Genomic DNA, 14,638 nt, shown 5'->3' with positions numbered 1-14,638 from the left:
TTTTTTAGGTTTGTCAGGTTAGGGTATCATGTTGACCATTCTGCCGCCCGGGGGCAAGGATCCAGTTTAATCTGACTTTTGCCGCCAACCTGGTTTGACGCTATCCGCTGTTGGGATTTGACCTTATAATCTCAATGACTTGTATTCAGATAAGATATCGCACTGGATTAAGATGAAAACAATCGAAGTTGATGACGAACTCTATCAGTATATTGCCAGCCAGACGCGGCATATTGGGGAGAGCGCGTCCGACATTTTACGGCGCATGCTTAAAATTTCCGCCGCCTCACAGCCCACTCCTGTCACTAAAGATGTCGTGTCTCAGCCGAGCGTTGTTGCACAAGTAAAACCTGCCGTTATGCCGGCAAAAGACAAAGTGCGCGCGATGCGCGAGCTGCTGCTGTCCGATGAATATGCCGAGCAGAAAAAGGCGGTTAACCGCTTTATGCTGGTGCTGTCTACACTTTACTCACTGGATAACAACGCATTTGCAGAAGCGACAGAGTCGCTGCACGGTCGCACGCGCGTTTACTTCGCAGGCGACGAGCAGACCTTGCTGCAAAATGGCAACCAAACCAAGCCCAAACACGTTCCCGGTACACCATACTGGGTGATCACCAACACCAATACGGGCCGTAAGTGCAGCATGATCGAACATATCATGCAGTCCATGCAGTTCCCGGCGGAATTGATCGAAAAGGTTTGCGGTACAATTTAACCCTTGCATCAGAAGGACCAGGCAATGGCAAATCACAGCCGTGCAGGACAACCTGCACAACAACGCGATTTGATTAACGTCGCTCAACTGACCGCGCAGTACTACGTGCTGAAGCCGGTGGTGGGCAACGCAGAACACGCAGTGAAGTTTGGTACATCTGGCCACCGCGGTAGTGCGGCGCGCCACAGCTTTAACGAACCGCACATTCTGGCCATTGCTCAGGCCATCGCGGAAGAGCGCGCCAAAAATGGCGTCACCGGTCCGTGCTATGTAGGGAAAGATACCCACGCCCTGTCTGAACCTGCTTTTATCTCCGTGCTGGAAGTGCTGGCGGCGAACGGCGTAGACGTGATTGTTCAGGAGAACAACGGTTTCACGCCAACGCCTGCGGTGTCTAACGCTATTCTGGTACATAACAAAAAAGGTGGCGCGCAGGCTGACGGCATTGTGATCACCCCGTCCCACAACCCACCGGAAGATGGCGGCATCAAGTACAACCCACCTAACGGTGGCCCGGCGGATACCAACGTCACGAAAGTGGTGGAAGATCGCGCCAACGCGTTACTGGCTAACGGTCTGAACGGCGTGAAGCGTATCTCGCTGGATGAAGCCATGGCCTCCGGCCACGTGAAAGAGCAGGATCTGGTGCAGCCGTTCGTGGAAGGGCTGGCGGATATCGTCGATATGGCCGCTATCCAGAAAGCCGGTCTGAAGCTGGGCGTGGATCCGCTGGGCGGCTCCGGCATTGAATACTGGAAACGCATTGCCGAGCACTACAAGCTGGATCTGACCATCGTGAACGATCACGTCGATCAGACCTTCCGCTTTATGCACCTGGACAAAGACGGCGCGATCCGTATGGACTGCTCCTCCGAATGCGCAATGGCTGGCCTGCTGGCGCTGCGCGACAAGTTCGATCTGGCGTTTGCCAACGACCCGGACTACGACCGTCACGGTATCGTCACCCCTGCCGGGCTGATGAACCCGAACCACTACCTGGCTGTTGCGATTAACTATCTCTTCCAGCACCGTCCGCAGTGGGGCAAAGAGGTTGCGGTGGGTAAAACGCTGGTCTCTTCCGCTATGATTGACCGTGTGGTCGATGCGCTGGGTCGCAAGCTGGTGGAAGTGCCGGTGGGCTTTAAGTGGTTTGTTGACGGTCTGCACGACGGCAGCTTCGGCTTTGGCGGTGAAGAGAGCGCGGGGGCATCCTTCCTGCGCTTCGATGGCACCCCATGGTCAACCGATAAAGACGGCATCATCATGTGCCTGCTGGCGGCGGAAATCACTGCGGTCACCGGTAAGAACCCGCAGGAACATTACAACGAGCTGGCGGAACGTTTTGGCGCGCCAAGCTATAACCGTATTCAGGCTGGCGCCACGTCTGCGCAAAAAGCAGCTCTGTCAAAACTCTCTCCGGAGATGGTCAGCGCCAGCACCCTGGCAGGTGACCCGATCACCGCGCGTCTGACGGCGGCGCCGGGTAACGGCGCATCGATCGGCGGCCTGAAAGTGATGACCGAAAACGGCTGGTTCGCCGCGCGTCCATCCGGTACGGAAGATGCGTACAAAATCTATTGCGAAAGCTTCCTCGGCGCTGAGCACCGCCAGCAGATTGAGAAAGAAGCGGTAGAGATTGTCAGCGAAGTGCTGAAAAACGCATAAGTCGTGATCTGGTGCGGGCTGATGCCCTCACCCCGGCCCTCTCCCACAGGGAGAGGGAGAAAACATAAAAAACGGCAACCTCAGGGTTGCCGTTTTGCATTAACCGCGTAGGCCCGGTAAGCGTTAGCGCCACTGGGCTTTTTTTAGCTATGTTTGTTCTTCAATTCAAATCTCGGCGACACCAGACCGTACAGCGTCCAGCCCATAAAGGTCACCATCGCCCCATACAGCATCGCCTCCTGACCGGACGAGTAGAGCGCGTAGAAGCTGTAAATCGCCCCAACCAGTGCCACGATATTGGCCGCCCGGGCTTTGCGCGGATCCACCTTCGCCACCTTCTGAATAATCACCAGCGCCGCCATCGACAGAATGTACGGAATGATGTTCGTCACCACCGCCAGGTTGACCAGCACGTTAAACTGGCTGTTCAGTGACGGGCTGATGGTCATCAGCGACAAACCGCTCTGGAAAATCACAATCGCCAGCATACCCTGCACCGGCGCATCCGCTTTGGTGACGCGGGAGAAGATTTTCGGGAAATAACCTTCGTCAGCGGAAGATTTGAATACCTGGGCGATGGTGAACTGCCAGCCCAGCAGCGAGCCGCAGCAGGACATCACCATCAGTCCCATGATCACTTTCCCTACCTCCGGCGTAAACATCTGCGCAAACGCCAGTCCGAACGGCGCCGTGGAGTTAGCCAGATCCATGTTGGGCACAATCCCCGCAATCACGTTGGTCGAGACGATATAGATCACCGCCGCCCCCAGCGTCCCGCCGAGTACCGCGATCGGCACATTTTTCTCCGGGTTTTCCACCACTTCCGCATTCGCACAGGCCGACTCCAGCCCGAGGAAAGCCCACAGCGTCATGGCGATGGACGATCCCACGGCGGTGAAGAACGGTACGTGATGCGGATTCCAGGAGTTGGCGTACAGCGTCGGACTGAACCAGAACCAGCCGATGATGCACAGGCCGACAACCGGGATGATGACGCCCCAGACGGTAATGCTGCTGAGCTGTCCGGTGATGCGCGCGCCGCCAAAGTTGGCGACGGTGCAGATCCACAGCACGCCGATGGTCGCCAGCCCAATCTGCACCGGGGTAAGCGTCGCGCCAAACAACTCTGTGCCGTAACCGACAGCGGAAATGGCAATCGCCACGTTGGCGATCAGCAGCGACACACCGTAGGTATAGTTCGCCATAAAGTTGCCGGACTTACCAAACGCATATTCGGCATAGCCACCCATCCCGCCGGACTTGCGGCTGAACATGCCGCACTTGGCAAACGCCCACGCCAGCGCCATCGAACCCACGGCGGTGACAAGCCAGGAGATAATCGAAATCGTCCCCACTTCAGCGAGCTTGGTGGGCAGCATGATGATCCCCGAACCCATCATATTCACCATGGTGAGAATAGTGAGTTGCACCACGCCCATCTTGTTGGCCTTACTCATAATTTTTCTCCTTTCAGCAGCGATGGCTGAGCGGCAGGTTGTTTGATGACGTAGCAGCGCACCTGTTTACGACCGTCACACTCTTCGACGTAAACCCCCTGTAACTCCGGCGCAAAGCCCGGCAGCAGATTGATCCCGTCTTCCAGCGCGGCGAAATAGCGCAGCACGGAACCGCCCCAGACTTCTCCCGGAACCACGCACAACACCCCCGGTGGGTAAGGCAGCGCGCCTTCCGCGGCGATACGGCCTTCCGCGTCGCGCAGGGACACCAGCTCGACCTCACCGCGCAGATAGGCATAGTTCGCCTCCTGCGGGTTCATCATGACGCGCGGGAAGTGAGACTTGCGGAACATCTCTTTCTGCAACTGCTTCACGTTATGGCGGGCGTAGAGGTCATGCATCTCCTGACAAATCTGACGCAGGGTATAATCCGCATAACGTTCCGGATGTTGCTTATAAAGAGAGGGCAGAACTTCTTTCAGCGGCACATCGCCCTGGAGCAGTTTTTCGAAGCGCACCAGCTGGGCGACGAGCTGCTGCAATTTGCCCATGTCCTCCGCCGGGGTGAGCAGGAACAGAATGGAATTGAGGTCGCATTTTTCCGGCACGATGCCGTTTTCACGCAGGAAGTTGGCGAGGATGGTCGCGGGCACGCCGAAATCATCGTACTCACCAGTGCGGGCGTTGATGCCCGGCGTAGTCAGCAGCAGTTTGCAGGGATCGATAAAATACTGATGCTCGGCATATCCCTCAAAGGCGTGCCAGCGTTCGCCCGGAACGAAATGGAAGAAGCGCAGATCGGTAGCAATCTCTGCCGTATCCCAGCTTTCCCATGGACGGCCATCCACCGTCTCCGGCACGAACGGACGAATAAACTGACAGTTCTGAAGGATCAGTTTCCGCGCTTCGATACCCGTCACCACGCAGTCCATCCACATGTTGCGCCCACTTTGCCCCTCGTGCATGCGAGCGTTGATATCCAGGGCGGCAAACAGTGGATAAAACGGGCTGGTGGAGGCGTGCATCATAAAGGCGTTGTTGAGGCGCTTATGCGGGACATAGCGCGGCTGGCCTTTTATGTGGCTGTCCTTCTTATGGATTTGCGAGGTTTGTGAGAAGCCTGCCTGCTGCTTATGCACCGACTGGGTAACCAGAATGCCCGGATCGTTTTCGTTCAGCTCCAGCAGTAGCGGCGAGCAGTCGGCCATCATCGGGATAAACTGCTCGTAACCCACCCAGGCGGAGTCAAACAGAATGTAATCGCACAGGTGACCAATCTTATCCACCACCTGACGGGCGTTATAAATGGTACCGTCGTAGGTGCCCAGCTGGATCACCGCCAGACGGAACGGACGTTCATCCCGCGCGCGGCCAGGCGCGACCTCCGACACCAGCTCCCGCAGGTAGCTCTCGTCGAAACAGTGTGCATCAATACCGCCGATAAACCCGTATGGGTTGCGCGCCGTTTCCAGATACACCGGCGTCGCGCCCGCCTGTAACAGCGCCCCGTGGTGATTAGATTTATGGTTATTGCGATCGAACAGCACCAGATCGCCTGGCGTGAGCAGGGCATTGAGCACCACCTTATTGGAAGAAGAGGTGCCGTTCAGCACGAAGTAGGTTTTATCCGCATTAAAGACTTTTGCCGCATGCTGTTGGGCGATGCATGGCGCGCCTTCGTGGATCAGCAGATCGCCCATTGCCACGTCGGCATTGCACAGATCGGCGCGGAAAAGCGTTTCGCCAAAGAAATCGACAAACTGGTTTCCGGCCGGATGGCGGCGGAAGAACTGGCCTCCCTGATGCCCGGGGCAGTCAAACGCGCTGTTCCCCTGCTGGACGTAATCGACCAGCGCGCGGAAGAACGGCGGGCGGAGCTGGGTTTCGTACTTCTGCGCAGCCGCTTCAAGCTGGCGTCCGTAGTACGCATTGCTGGTGTCGGAGTACTCAAAAACGCCGTGTATACGCGACAGAAATTCAGCCGGAACCCTTTCTTCTTTATGCGTGGCAATAAACACCGGAATACCGAATCCCGTAGCTTCTATTTCTTCTATGGCGCCATTGAAAATATCGCTGACGGCCAGAACCACGGCTGCCACATCAATATAATCCGATGCGGTGATATCCACGATGTCGCGCGAAGTGGTAAAGCATTCAGGGCAGGTACGGCTGACGGCAATTTTTAACGTTTTCATCTTTACCTCTTTATTTCAGGCAATATGGGGCCCTCGACTTCTTGCGGTAAAGAAATCGATTTTTTCCGGAAAAAAAAGCAAAGCGTGTCCGCTGATACGAAATCAGTTAATTGCTTTTTTGCTGAGTAGAATTCAGTCCGCCCGGTTGCGGAGAATCTGAATTACAAGGAATGAGCGCAGGTGTTCACAGGCAATAGCCTGTAAAATAACGCGTTTCAGGATAACCTGTAAGCAGATGCGCCAGAAGTCGAAGGACTACCGGGCGTTAAAGAGATGAAAGTCAAAACAGTTACGGTGGGCAAACATCATGATATGTGTTGTCCGCCTTATATGGGGCATTAAACGATTATTGTTTTCCATGTTCAGTTTCCTTTCAGTAATTGAAAGCATGGTCATTTTATCCAGGAAAAAGGGATTAACCGTGGAACAGATCACCAATAACCGATCATTTCAGAAATAATTAGTCGTTTTGAGTGAATAACGCAGATCAAAATGCTGTTTTGTTGGTTCGGTGTTAAATTGATGTTTTATTTGTGTTTAAGGCGGGCGAATATAGCCACGAAAATACTCTCATCGTTATTTTCATGACTATATTCAGGCTGGTATGTTTTTTATTTAAAATTAAAGTGAATACTTATTCAGATCATAAACCGATATCCGATACCGGTTTCTGTTAATAAATGACGAGGACGCGCGGGATCGGCTTCAAGTTTCTGGCGAAGGTGTCCCATATAAATGCGCAAATAGTGACTATGTTCGACAGCATTCGGTCCCCAGACCTGGCTTAACAGCTGTCGCTGCGTTAACACTTTGCCATGGTTATTGAGCAGCACGGCCAGCAGACGAAATTCGATAGGCGTAAGGTGGATCTCTTCTTCCCCCCGCACGATGCGGCGGGCAGCAAGATCGACGCGGATATCGCCAAAGGCGTACACCGGATCGGAAGGGGACGTGGCACTGTGTCGACGCAGCGCCACACGAAGCCGGGCCTGTAACTCGCCAATGCCAAATGGTTTGATCAGATAATCATCCGCTCCGGCATCCAGCGCGGCGATTTTATCCGTCTCTTCGGTGCGGGCAGAGAGCACCAGAATGGGCATCTGGCTCCACTGACGCACCTCACGAATAAAATCAATGCCGTCGCCATCCGGAAGTCCCAGATCCAGGATCACCAGATCTGGCTTGCGGGTGGCGGCTTCAATTAACCCCCGTTGAAGCGTACCGGCTTCATGAACGCGCAAACCGTCGCCTTCCAGCGCGGTACGCAGAAATCGGCTGATAGCGAGCTCATCTTCAACAATCAGAACGTTAATCACACATCCTCTGGTAATTCATCAAGTTCTGGTGGGGTTTCAAGAGGAAGTGTAACACAAAAGCGTGCCCCACCTTCCGGGCGGTTCTCTGCGGAAATGGTGCCGCCATGCACGTCGACAATCGCCTGGCAGATCGCCAGCCCCAGCCCAACGCCCGGAATGGCGGATTCCTTATTACCGCGCGCAAATTTTTCGAATATGGCGCGCTCCTGACCGGCCGGAATACCCGGCCCGGTATCCCAGACGTCGAGCCGCAGCACACGTTTATCCACCCAGGCAGCGATCCCCAGCCGGGCCTTTGCCCCGGCGTATTTAGCGGCATTTTCCAGCAGATTAATCAGCACGCGCTCAAACAGCGGGCCATCCACATGGATTAACGTCAGGGGGGCCGGCATGTCCAGCTCGATATGGCGCCCGCCGAGACCCGGCTCCAGCATCTTCAGCGCGCTGCCGACAACCTCCTCAAGGGTGAGCCACTCTTTTTTGAGGTTAAACCCGCCGGACTGAATGCGCGCCATGTCCAGCAGATTGTTCACCAGTCGCGTGGTATTCAGCACATGCTGGCGAATTTCGCTGGCCTGCATCGCGTGCTTTGATCCTTCTGCCGCCAGATCCAGCGTCAGAATTTCGGACTGGCCAAACAGCACGGTAAGCGGGGTCCGCAAATCGTGAGACAGCGCTGCCAGCAGCGAATTGCGAATACTTTCACGCTCGCTTGCCAGCCGCGCCTGCTCTTCGCTGGCGGTGAGCGCCAGCCGTTCAAGGGCGCTGGCGACCAGTAGGGTAAAGGTTTCCAGCAGGCGCTGCTGCTCGGGGATCATCAGCTGACGCAGGTTAGACGGCTCGACGATGACCAGCCCGTGATTTTTATCCGCGCTGCGCAGCGGCAGGATCTGGTAAGGCACGCCGGGCAGCGTGTCGGTGCCGGCACCGGCAGGTAAACCCTTATCGAAACTCCAGCGGGCAATCGCTTCATCCCAGGGCGTCATCCCCGAAGGGGAGGTCAGCGGGCGAAGGCGCCCTTGTTCGTCGGGGAGCAAAATCAGGTTGCTGGCATGAAAGGTCGAACGGATAAACTGCTCGCTGGTCTGCACGATATCCCGCTGCGTGCGGCCAACCGCCAGCGATTTTGACATTTCATACAGATGGCGCGTGCGCTGTTCGCGATAGCGGGCAATGCGTGCCTGGTAGCGCACGCCTGCCGTCAGATTCCCGATCACCAGCCCGACGGTAAGCATTACGGCAAAGGTCAGAATGTACTGCACGTCCGAGACAGCAAGCGTCCCGCGCGGAGCGATAAAGAAGAGATCGAAGCTGATGACGTTGATCACCGTCGCCAGCACCGACGGCCAGCGGCCATAAAAGAGCGCGACCACCACGACGCCCAGCAGATAAATCATGACCAGATTGGCGGCGTCGAAGGCGATGAGCCACTGGCTGGCAATCACCGTAATCAGGGCGCAGAGGACCACGGCCACCAGGCAGCCGCGGATCTGAATGCGCCATTTATCGCCAAAGGTGCGAGCGTCCGGCGTACGGTTGGGCAGGGGGGCGGGCTTGTCATCCAGCGCGACGATGACTAAATCAAGATCCGGCGCGCGGCGGGCCAGCCTGTCGGCAAAAGATTCGCGGCTAAACCAGCGGCGGTGCTGGCGACGTCCAATCACAATCTTGCCCAGGTTGTGCTCGCGCGCGTAGCGCAGAATGGCTTTATCTTCCTGCGGATCGGACAGGGTGGCGGTTTCGGCGCCCAGCTCCTGCGCCAGCCGCAGCGCGCTCAAAATGGCGCGACGCTGGTTTTCCGGCAGGCCATGCAGCTGCGGCGTTTCGACGTAGACCGCGTGCCAGACGCTGCCAAACTTCGCTGCAAGCCGGGCGGCGGTGCGAACCAGTTTTTCGTTGCCGCTGCCGTGACCAATGCATAACAGAATGGCGTCCCGCGTGTGCCAGACGCGCTCCTGCCCCTGAAGATCTCGCCAGGCGCGCATCTGGTCATCAACGCGATCGGCGGTGCGGCGCAGGGCCAGCTCGCGCAGGGCAATCAGATTTCCTTTGCGGAAAAAATGTTCGATGGCGCGTTCGGCCTGGCCGGCAATATACACTTTGCCTTCGTGCAGGCGCTGACGCAGATCGTCCGGCGGCAGGTCAACCAGTACGACTTCATCGGCAGAATCAAAAAACGGATCGGGGACGGTTTCCCGCACCTGGATACCGGTTACGCCGCTCACCACGTCGTTCAGGCTTTCCAGATGCTGAACATTCACCGTGGTGAAGACGTCGATGCCAGCCTCAAGCAGCTCCTCAACATCCTGCCAGCGCTTCGGATGGCGCGAGCCTGGCGCGTTGCTGTGCGCCAGTTCGTCCATCAGGATCAGGGCAGGGCGGCGGGCGAGGGCGGCATCAAGATCAAACTCCGTGACCAGCCGCCCGCGATGGCTGATACGCTGGGGCGGCTGCGTCGCCAGCCCCGTCAGCAGCGCAGCCGTCTCTTTGCGACCGTGGGTTTCCACCACGCCGATGAGAATATCAAGCCCCTGCGCCCGAAGCCGCTGGGCTTCCGTCAGCATGGCGAAGGTTTTCCCGACGCCCGCGCAGGCGCCGAAGAAAATTTTCAGCTTGCCGCGATGGGCTTCAGCCGTCTGTTCAAGCAGCCTGTCCGGATCCGGGCGCATAGGCTCGTCGGTCATTTAGTTCTTCCTTAGCGCATCCAGCGCCAGATTCAGCTCAACAATGTTCACTACCGGCATGCCGATGAAGCTGACCAGCGGCTTTTGCGTATGTTCTGCGACCAGCTGGCTCACCTGATCGACGGTCAGCTGACGGGCGGCGGCCACGCGTGGGATCTGCCAGACCACCGCGTCCGGCGTCAGGCTGTAATCCAGCCCGCTCGCGGAGGCGGTGACCAGCTCAACCGGCACCTCACGGCTGGCCTGCGGATTCGCGGCGCGCAGGGCGGTAACGCGTTCAGCAACGGCTTTGTCCAGGTCAGGGTTACTGCCCGCCAGATTGCTGCCGCCGGAGGCCATTGGATTATACGGGCTTTCGGCAGTGGCGGAAGGGCGTCCCTGGAAGTAGCGCGGGTCCGTAAAGTTCTGCCCAATCAGCCGCGAGCCGCGGTTTTCACCGTTCTGGATAATCAGCGAGCCGTTGGCCTGATCCTCAAACCACCACTGGCCCAGCGCGGTAGTCATCAGCGGGTAAAGCCCGCCGGTAATCAGAGACAGCAGAATAAACAACAGTATAGCGGGACGTAACATCGTCATTGGATCCACCTTTTAAACCAGCCCGAACAGCGTTAACAACATGTCGATAACCTTGATCCCAATAAAGGGCACCACCAGCCCACCCAGACCGTAAATCCACAGGTTACGGCGCAGCATGGCGGCGGCCGTCAGCGGCTTATAGCTCACCCCTTTCAGCGCCAGCGGAATAAGAAAGACAATAATCAGCGCGTTGAAGATCACCGCGCTCAGAATGGCCGAGGCCGGAGAGTGCAGGTGCATCACGTTCAGGGCATTCAGCTGCGGGTAGGTTGCCGCAAACGCCGCCGGAATGATGGCGAAATACTTCGCCACGTCGTTGGCGATACTGAACGTGGTCAGCGAGCCGCGCGTCATCAGCATCTGCTTCCCGATATGCACCACCTCGATCAGTTTGGTCGGGTTCGAGTCGAGATCCACCATGTTGCCCGCCTCTTTTGCCGCCTGGGTACCGGAGTTCATTGCCACCGCCACGTCGGCCTGCGCCAGCGCCGGGGCGTCGTTGGTGCCGTCGCCGGTCATCGCCACCAGACGGCCTTCCGCCTGATACTGGCGAATGAGCGCCAGCTTCGCTTCCGGCGTCGCTTCGGAAAGGAAATCATCCACGCCCGCTTCGGCGGCAATGGCCGCCGCAGTCAGACGGTTATCCCCGGTGATCATCACCGTTTTGATCCCCATCTTACGCATCTGGGCGAAACGCTCTTTAATACCGCCTTTAACGATATCCTTCAGAGCGATAACCCCCAGAACGCTTGCACCTTCCGCCACCACCAGCGGGGTTGCCCCCTGACGCGCCACGCTTTCCACCAGGTGGTCGACTTCCGGGGGGAAGTGTCCATTATTGGCTTCAATATGACGGCGAATGGCATCAACGGACCCTTTACGGATCATCCGGTCCTGAATGTTAATTCCGCTCATGCGGGTTTGCGCCGTAAAGGGCACGAACGTGGCGTGCAGGCTCTGAACGTCGCGCTGGCGCAGGTTAAAGCGCTGCTTGGCGAGGATCACGATACTGCGGCCTTCCGGCGTTTCATCGGCCAGCGAGGAAAGCTGCGCCGCGTCAGCCAGCGTTTTTTCATCCACGCCGGGAGCAGGTAGAAAGTCAGAAGCCTGACGATTGCCCAGGGTAATGGTCCCGGTTTTATCCAGCAGCAGCACGTCTACGTCACCCGCCGCTTCAACGGCGCGTCCGCTGGTGGCGATGACGTTCGCGCCCAGCATCCGGCTCATCCCCGCCACGCCAATCGCGGAAAGCAGGCCGCCGATAGTGGTAGGGATCAGACAGACGAGCAGGGCGATCAGTACGGTGATGCTGACCGCTGTACCGCCGTAAGCGGAGAAGGGCCACAGTGTCGCCGTTGCCAGCAGGAAGACAATGGTGAGCGCCACCAGCAGAATGGTCAGGGCGATCTCGTTCGGCGTTTTACGACGCTGTGCGCCTTCCACCATGGCGATCATCCGGTCGAGAAAGGTTTCGCCCGGGTTAACGCTGCACTGGATCACCAGCCAGTCGGAAAGAATGCGCGTTCCGCCGGTAACTGAGGCGAAATCTCCGCCCGACTCACGGATCACCGGTGCGGATTCCCCGGTAATGGCGCTTTCGTCTACCGACGCGCCGCCCTCGATCACCTCCCCGTCGCAGGGGATGATGTCGCCAGCTTCCACCAGCACCACGTCACCTTTACGCAGCTCATCCGCCGGAACGTGGTCCATCTGCGCGCCGTATTTAGGTTCGCGTAATTTGCGCGCAAAGGCGGTTTTTTTTACCCCTTTCAGGCTGTTGGCCTGCGCCTTACTGCGGCCTTCCGCCAGCGCTTCGGCAAAGTTGGCGAACAGCACGGTAAACCACAGCCACAGGCTGATGGCGCCGGTAAAGGTTGCATTCCCTGAAAGCTGTCCCGTTCCCATGGCAATCGCCAGTGCGGTGGTGAGTAAACTTCCAGTCCAGACAATAAACATCACCGGGTTGTGCCACTGCACGCGCGGGCTCAGTTTTTTTACCGCATCCATGAGGGCCTGACGAACTAACGTCGGTTCGAGCAGGGCCAGTTGTTTACGACTCATGACAAATTCTCCGCAAAATCAGCGTAAAGAGAGATATTCCGCAACCGGGCCTAACGCGAGGGCGGGGATAAAGGTCAGGGCACCCACCAGCAGAACGGTGCCAATCAGCAGGCCGACGAACAGCGCGCCGTGAGTCGGTAACGTACCGGTGGTGGTCGGCTGGATCTTCTTATTCACCAGTGTTCCAGCGATCGCCATGACGGGAATAATCACGCCGAAACGACCGATGAACATGCAGAACGCCAGCAGACAGTTCCAGAACGGCGAGTTGGCGCTTAACCCTGCAAAGGCGCTGCCGTTGTTGTTGGCGGCAGACGAAACGGCGTAAAGCACTTCGCTAAAGCCGTGAATGCCCGGGTTAAAGATGCCGCTGCGTCCGGCGTCGGTCATCAGCGCCAGCGCGGTACCGAGCAGCACAAGGGCGGGGGTGACCAGGATCGCCAGCGCGGTTAATTTCATTTCGCGGACGTCGATTTTTTTGCCGAGATACTCCGGCGTGCGGCCGATCATTAGCCCGGCGATAAACACGGCGAGCAGAACGAACAACAGCATGCCGTACAGCCCCGAGCCGACCCCGCCGAAAACCACCTCGCCAATCTGCATTAGCCACATCGGGATCATGCCGCCGAGCGCGGTGAAAGAGTCGTGCATGCCGTTCACCGCCCCGCAGGAGGCCGCCGTGGTGACCACCGCATAGAGGCTGCTGGCAAGAATGCCGAAGCGGCTCTCTTTGCCTTCCAGGTTGATATTGCTGTTAGCCCCCAGCTGCATGAAGTGGCTGTTGCCGTTCCATTCGGCCCACATCACCAGTGCAACGCAGACCACGAAGATCAACGACATCGCCCACAGCAGCGTACGTCCCTGGCGGCGATCGTTAACCACATCGCCAAAGGCGAAGCAGAGCGCAGCGGGGATCAGGAAGATCGCCAGCATCTGTACAAAATTGGTTAATGCCGTTGGGTTTTCAAACGGATGCGATGAGTTGGCGTTGAAGAAGCCGCCGCCGTTGGTGCCCAGCATCTTGATCGCTTCCTGCGACGCCACTGGCCCCATAGGCAGGAGTTCCCTGGCCCCTTCAAGCGAGGTGTAAGGGGTATAAGGCAGCAGGTTTTGCAGAGTGCCTTGCTGAATAAAGAACAGGGCAATAATCAGCGCAACAGGCACCAGGATCCAAAGGGTGATGCGCGTAACATCAACCCAGGCGTTGCCGAGGGTGCTGACATTCTGACGGGCAAACGCGCGCGTCAGGGCGAAGATCACCGCGATACCGCTGGCCGCAGAAAGAAAGTTTTGCACGGTTAACCCGGCCATCTGGCTGAAGTAGCTGAGCGTGGTTTCACCGGCGTAAGACTGCCAGTTGGTGTTGGTGACAAAGCTGACCGCCGTGTTCAGCGCCAGATGCCAGGATAAACCCGGTAACTGCTGCGGGTTCAACGGCAGACTGCCCTGGAGCATGAGCAGCGTAAAGAGGGCAATAAGCCCCAGGATATTCAGAAGCAGTATCGCCATCAGGTACTGGCGCCAGTTCATTTCCCGGTCGCTGATACCTGAAATGCACCAGAGCACGTTTTCAATATTTCGCGTGCCCGGCAATGGCACGTTGTTTATCAGACGCGCCAGCGCTGTTCCCAGCGGCCTGGCGAGCACAAACAGCACCAGTAAAAAGCTGGCAATAAGCAAAAACGCCTGAGCAGCCATCAGAATGCCTCCGCATTAATCAGGGCATAAATCAGATAACCCAATAACAGGAACACCAGCACGATGCCGGCAATCAGACCTGCACTCACAATCCACCTCCGGGTGACTTTTGTTGTTGTGCTAACGGTAAGATTTACGGCGCAAAGATTTCGCAAAAATCAGAAGGGCAGGTGTAAAAAAAGTATAAAAAAGGGAAAAGACCACAATTTAACTATTGGTAAGTAAACTGTTAACTTTTTTGTAACTTAATTACAGGCGGGAATGTAAA

At 57.2% G+C, this 14,638-nt stretch carries 11 protein-coding genes; 2 read left to right on the top strand and 9 right to left on the bottom strand.

From position 1 onward, the window contains the following. The first annotated feature begins 172 nt into the window (after positions 1-172). Both seqA and pgm read left to right on the top strand, forming a co-directional pair. Positions 173-718, top strand: a complete 546-nt coding sequence (seqA, locus tag RHN82_RS03295; protein WP_003858650.1) for a replication initiation negative regulator SeqA — start codon at positions 173-175, stop codon at positions 716-718. A 24-nt stretch (positions 719-742) separates the two neighbouring features. After that, on the top strand, positions 743-2,383 hold the full coding sequence (pgm, locus tag RHN82_RS03290; RefSeq protein ID WP_003858649.1) for a phosphoglucomutase (alpha-D-glucose-1,6-bisphosphate-dependent): 1,641 nt from the start codon (positions 743-745) through the stop codon (positions 2,381-2,383). 143 nt (positions 2,384-2,526) lie between these two features. On the opposite strand, the gene potE is transcribed toward pgm, so the two are convergent. The 9 genes from potE to kdpF all read right to left on the bottom strand — a co-directional run bounded on the left by potE (position 2,527) and on the right by kdpF (position 14,459). Next, the gene (gene potE / locus RHN82_RS03285; RefSeq protein ID WP_047053010.1) at positions 2,527-3,840 is read right to left on the bottom strand and encodes a putrescine-ornithine antiporter; all 1,314 of its coding nucleotides are present in this window, start codon (positions 3,838-3,840) and stop codon (positions 2,527-2,529) included. Beyond that, positions 3,837-6,035 carry an ornithine decarboxylase SpeF gene (speF, locus tag RHN82_RS03280; RefSeq protein WP_047053012.1) on the bottom strand — a complete coding sequence of 733 codons (2,199 nt, stop codon included), beginning with the start codon at positions 6,033-6,035 and terminating at the stop codon, positions 3,837-3,839. The genes potE and speF overlap by 4 nt, the downstream gene beginning before the upstream one ends. 255 nt (positions 6,036-6,290) lie before the next feature. Beyond that, positions 6,291-6,395: a leader peptide SpeFL gene (gene speFL / locus RHN82_RS03275; RefSeq protein ID WP_003858645.1), complete on the bottom strand. Its 105-nt coding sequence runs from the start codon at positions 6,393-6,395 to the stop codon at positions 6,291-6,293. Between the two features lie 278 nt (positions 6,396-6,673). Beyond that, the gene (gene kdpE, locus RHN82_RS03270) at positions 6,674-7,351 is read right to left on the bottom strand and encodes a two-component system response regulator KdpE (RefSeq protein ID WP_003858643.1); all 678 of its coding nucleotides are present in this window, start codon (positions 7,349-7,351) and stop codon (positions 6,674-6,676) included. Then, a complete protein-coding gene (gene kdpD / locus RHN82_RS03265; RefSeq protein ID WP_047053014.1) occupies positions 7,348-10,035 on the bottom strand; it encodes a two-component system sensor histidine kinase KdpD in 2,688 nt (895 codons plus the stop codon). The genes kdpE and kdpD overlap by 4 nt, the downstream gene beginning before the upstream one ends. Then, entirely contained in the window at positions 10,036-10,611 is a 576-nt protein-coding gene (gene kdpC, locus RHN82_RS03260; RefSeq protein WP_047053016.1) for a potassium-transporting ATPase subunit KdpC, read from the bottom strand. A gap of 12 nt (positions 10,612-10,623) precedes the next feature. After that, positions 10,624-12,672: a potassium-transporting ATPase subunit KdpB gene (kdpB, locus tag RHN82_RS03255; RefSeq protein WP_023303301.1), complete on the bottom strand. Its 2,049-nt coding sequence runs from the start codon at positions 12,670-12,672 to the stop codon at positions 10,624-10,626. A gap of 18 nt (positions 12,673-12,690) precedes the next feature. After that, entirely contained in the window at positions 12,691-14,370 is a 1,680-nt protein-coding gene (gene kdpA, locus RHN82_RS03250) for a potassium-transporting ATPase subunit KdpA (protein ID WP_047053020.1), read from the bottom strand. Further along, complete coding sequence (kdpF, locus tag RHN82_RS03245) at positions 14,370-14,459, bottom strand: K(+)-transporting ATPase subunit F (RefSeq protein ID WP_003858638.1); 90 nt, start codon at positions 14,457-14,459, stop codon at positions 14,370-14,372. The genes kdpA and kdpF overlap by 1 nt, the downstream gene beginning before the upstream one ends. Between the last annotated feature and the right edge of the window lie 179 nt (positions 14,460-14,638).

Source organism: Enterobacter cloacae complex sp. EB5, from assembly GCF_031432835.1.
Taxonomy (GTDB): domain Bacteria; phylum Pseudomonadota; class Gammaproteobacteria; order Enterobacterales; family Enterobacteriaceae; genus Enterobacter; species Enterobacter hormaechei_C.
This window is presented reverse-complemented; position numbering and strand designations above follow the sequence as displayed.

What these genes read in the sequence shown, in the direction of transcription:
- kdpC (WP_047053016.1), bottom strand. Translation starts at nt 10,611, where the DNA reads ATGACGATGTTACGTCCCGCTATACTGTTGTTTATTCTGCTGTCTCTG.
- pgm (WP_003858649.1), top strand. Translation starts at nt 743, where the DNA reads ATGGCAAATCACAGCCGTGCAGGACAACCTGCACAACAACGCGATTTG.
- potE (WP_047053010.1), bottom strand. Translation starts at nt 3,840, where the DNA reads ATGAGTAAGGCCAACAAGATGGGCGTGGTGCAACTCACTATTCTCACC.
- speF (WP_047053012.1), bottom strand. Translation starts at nt 6,035, where the DNA reads ATGAAAACGTTAAAAATTGCCGTCAGCCGTACCTGCCCTGAATGCTTT.
- kdpB (WP_023303301.1), bottom strand. Translation starts at nt 12,672, where the DNA reads ATGAGTCGTAAACAACTGGCCCTGCTCGAACCGACGTTAGTTCGTCAG.
- seqA (WP_003858650.1), top strand. Translation starts at nt 173, where the DNA reads ATGAAAACAATCGAAGTTGATGACGAACTCTATCAGTATATTGCCAGC.
- kdpD (WP_047053014.1), bottom strand. Translation starts at nt 10,035, where the DNA reads ATGACCGACGAGCCTATGCGCCCGGATCCGGACAGGCTGCTTGAACAG.
- speFL (WP_003858645.1), bottom strand. Translation starts at nt 6,395, where the DNA reads ATGGAAAACAATAATCGTTTAATGCCCCATATAAGGCGGACAACACAT.
- kdpA (WP_047053020.1), bottom strand. Translation starts at nt 14,370, where the DNA reads ATGGCTGCTCAGGCGTTTTTGCTTATTGCCAGCTTTTTACTGGTGCTG.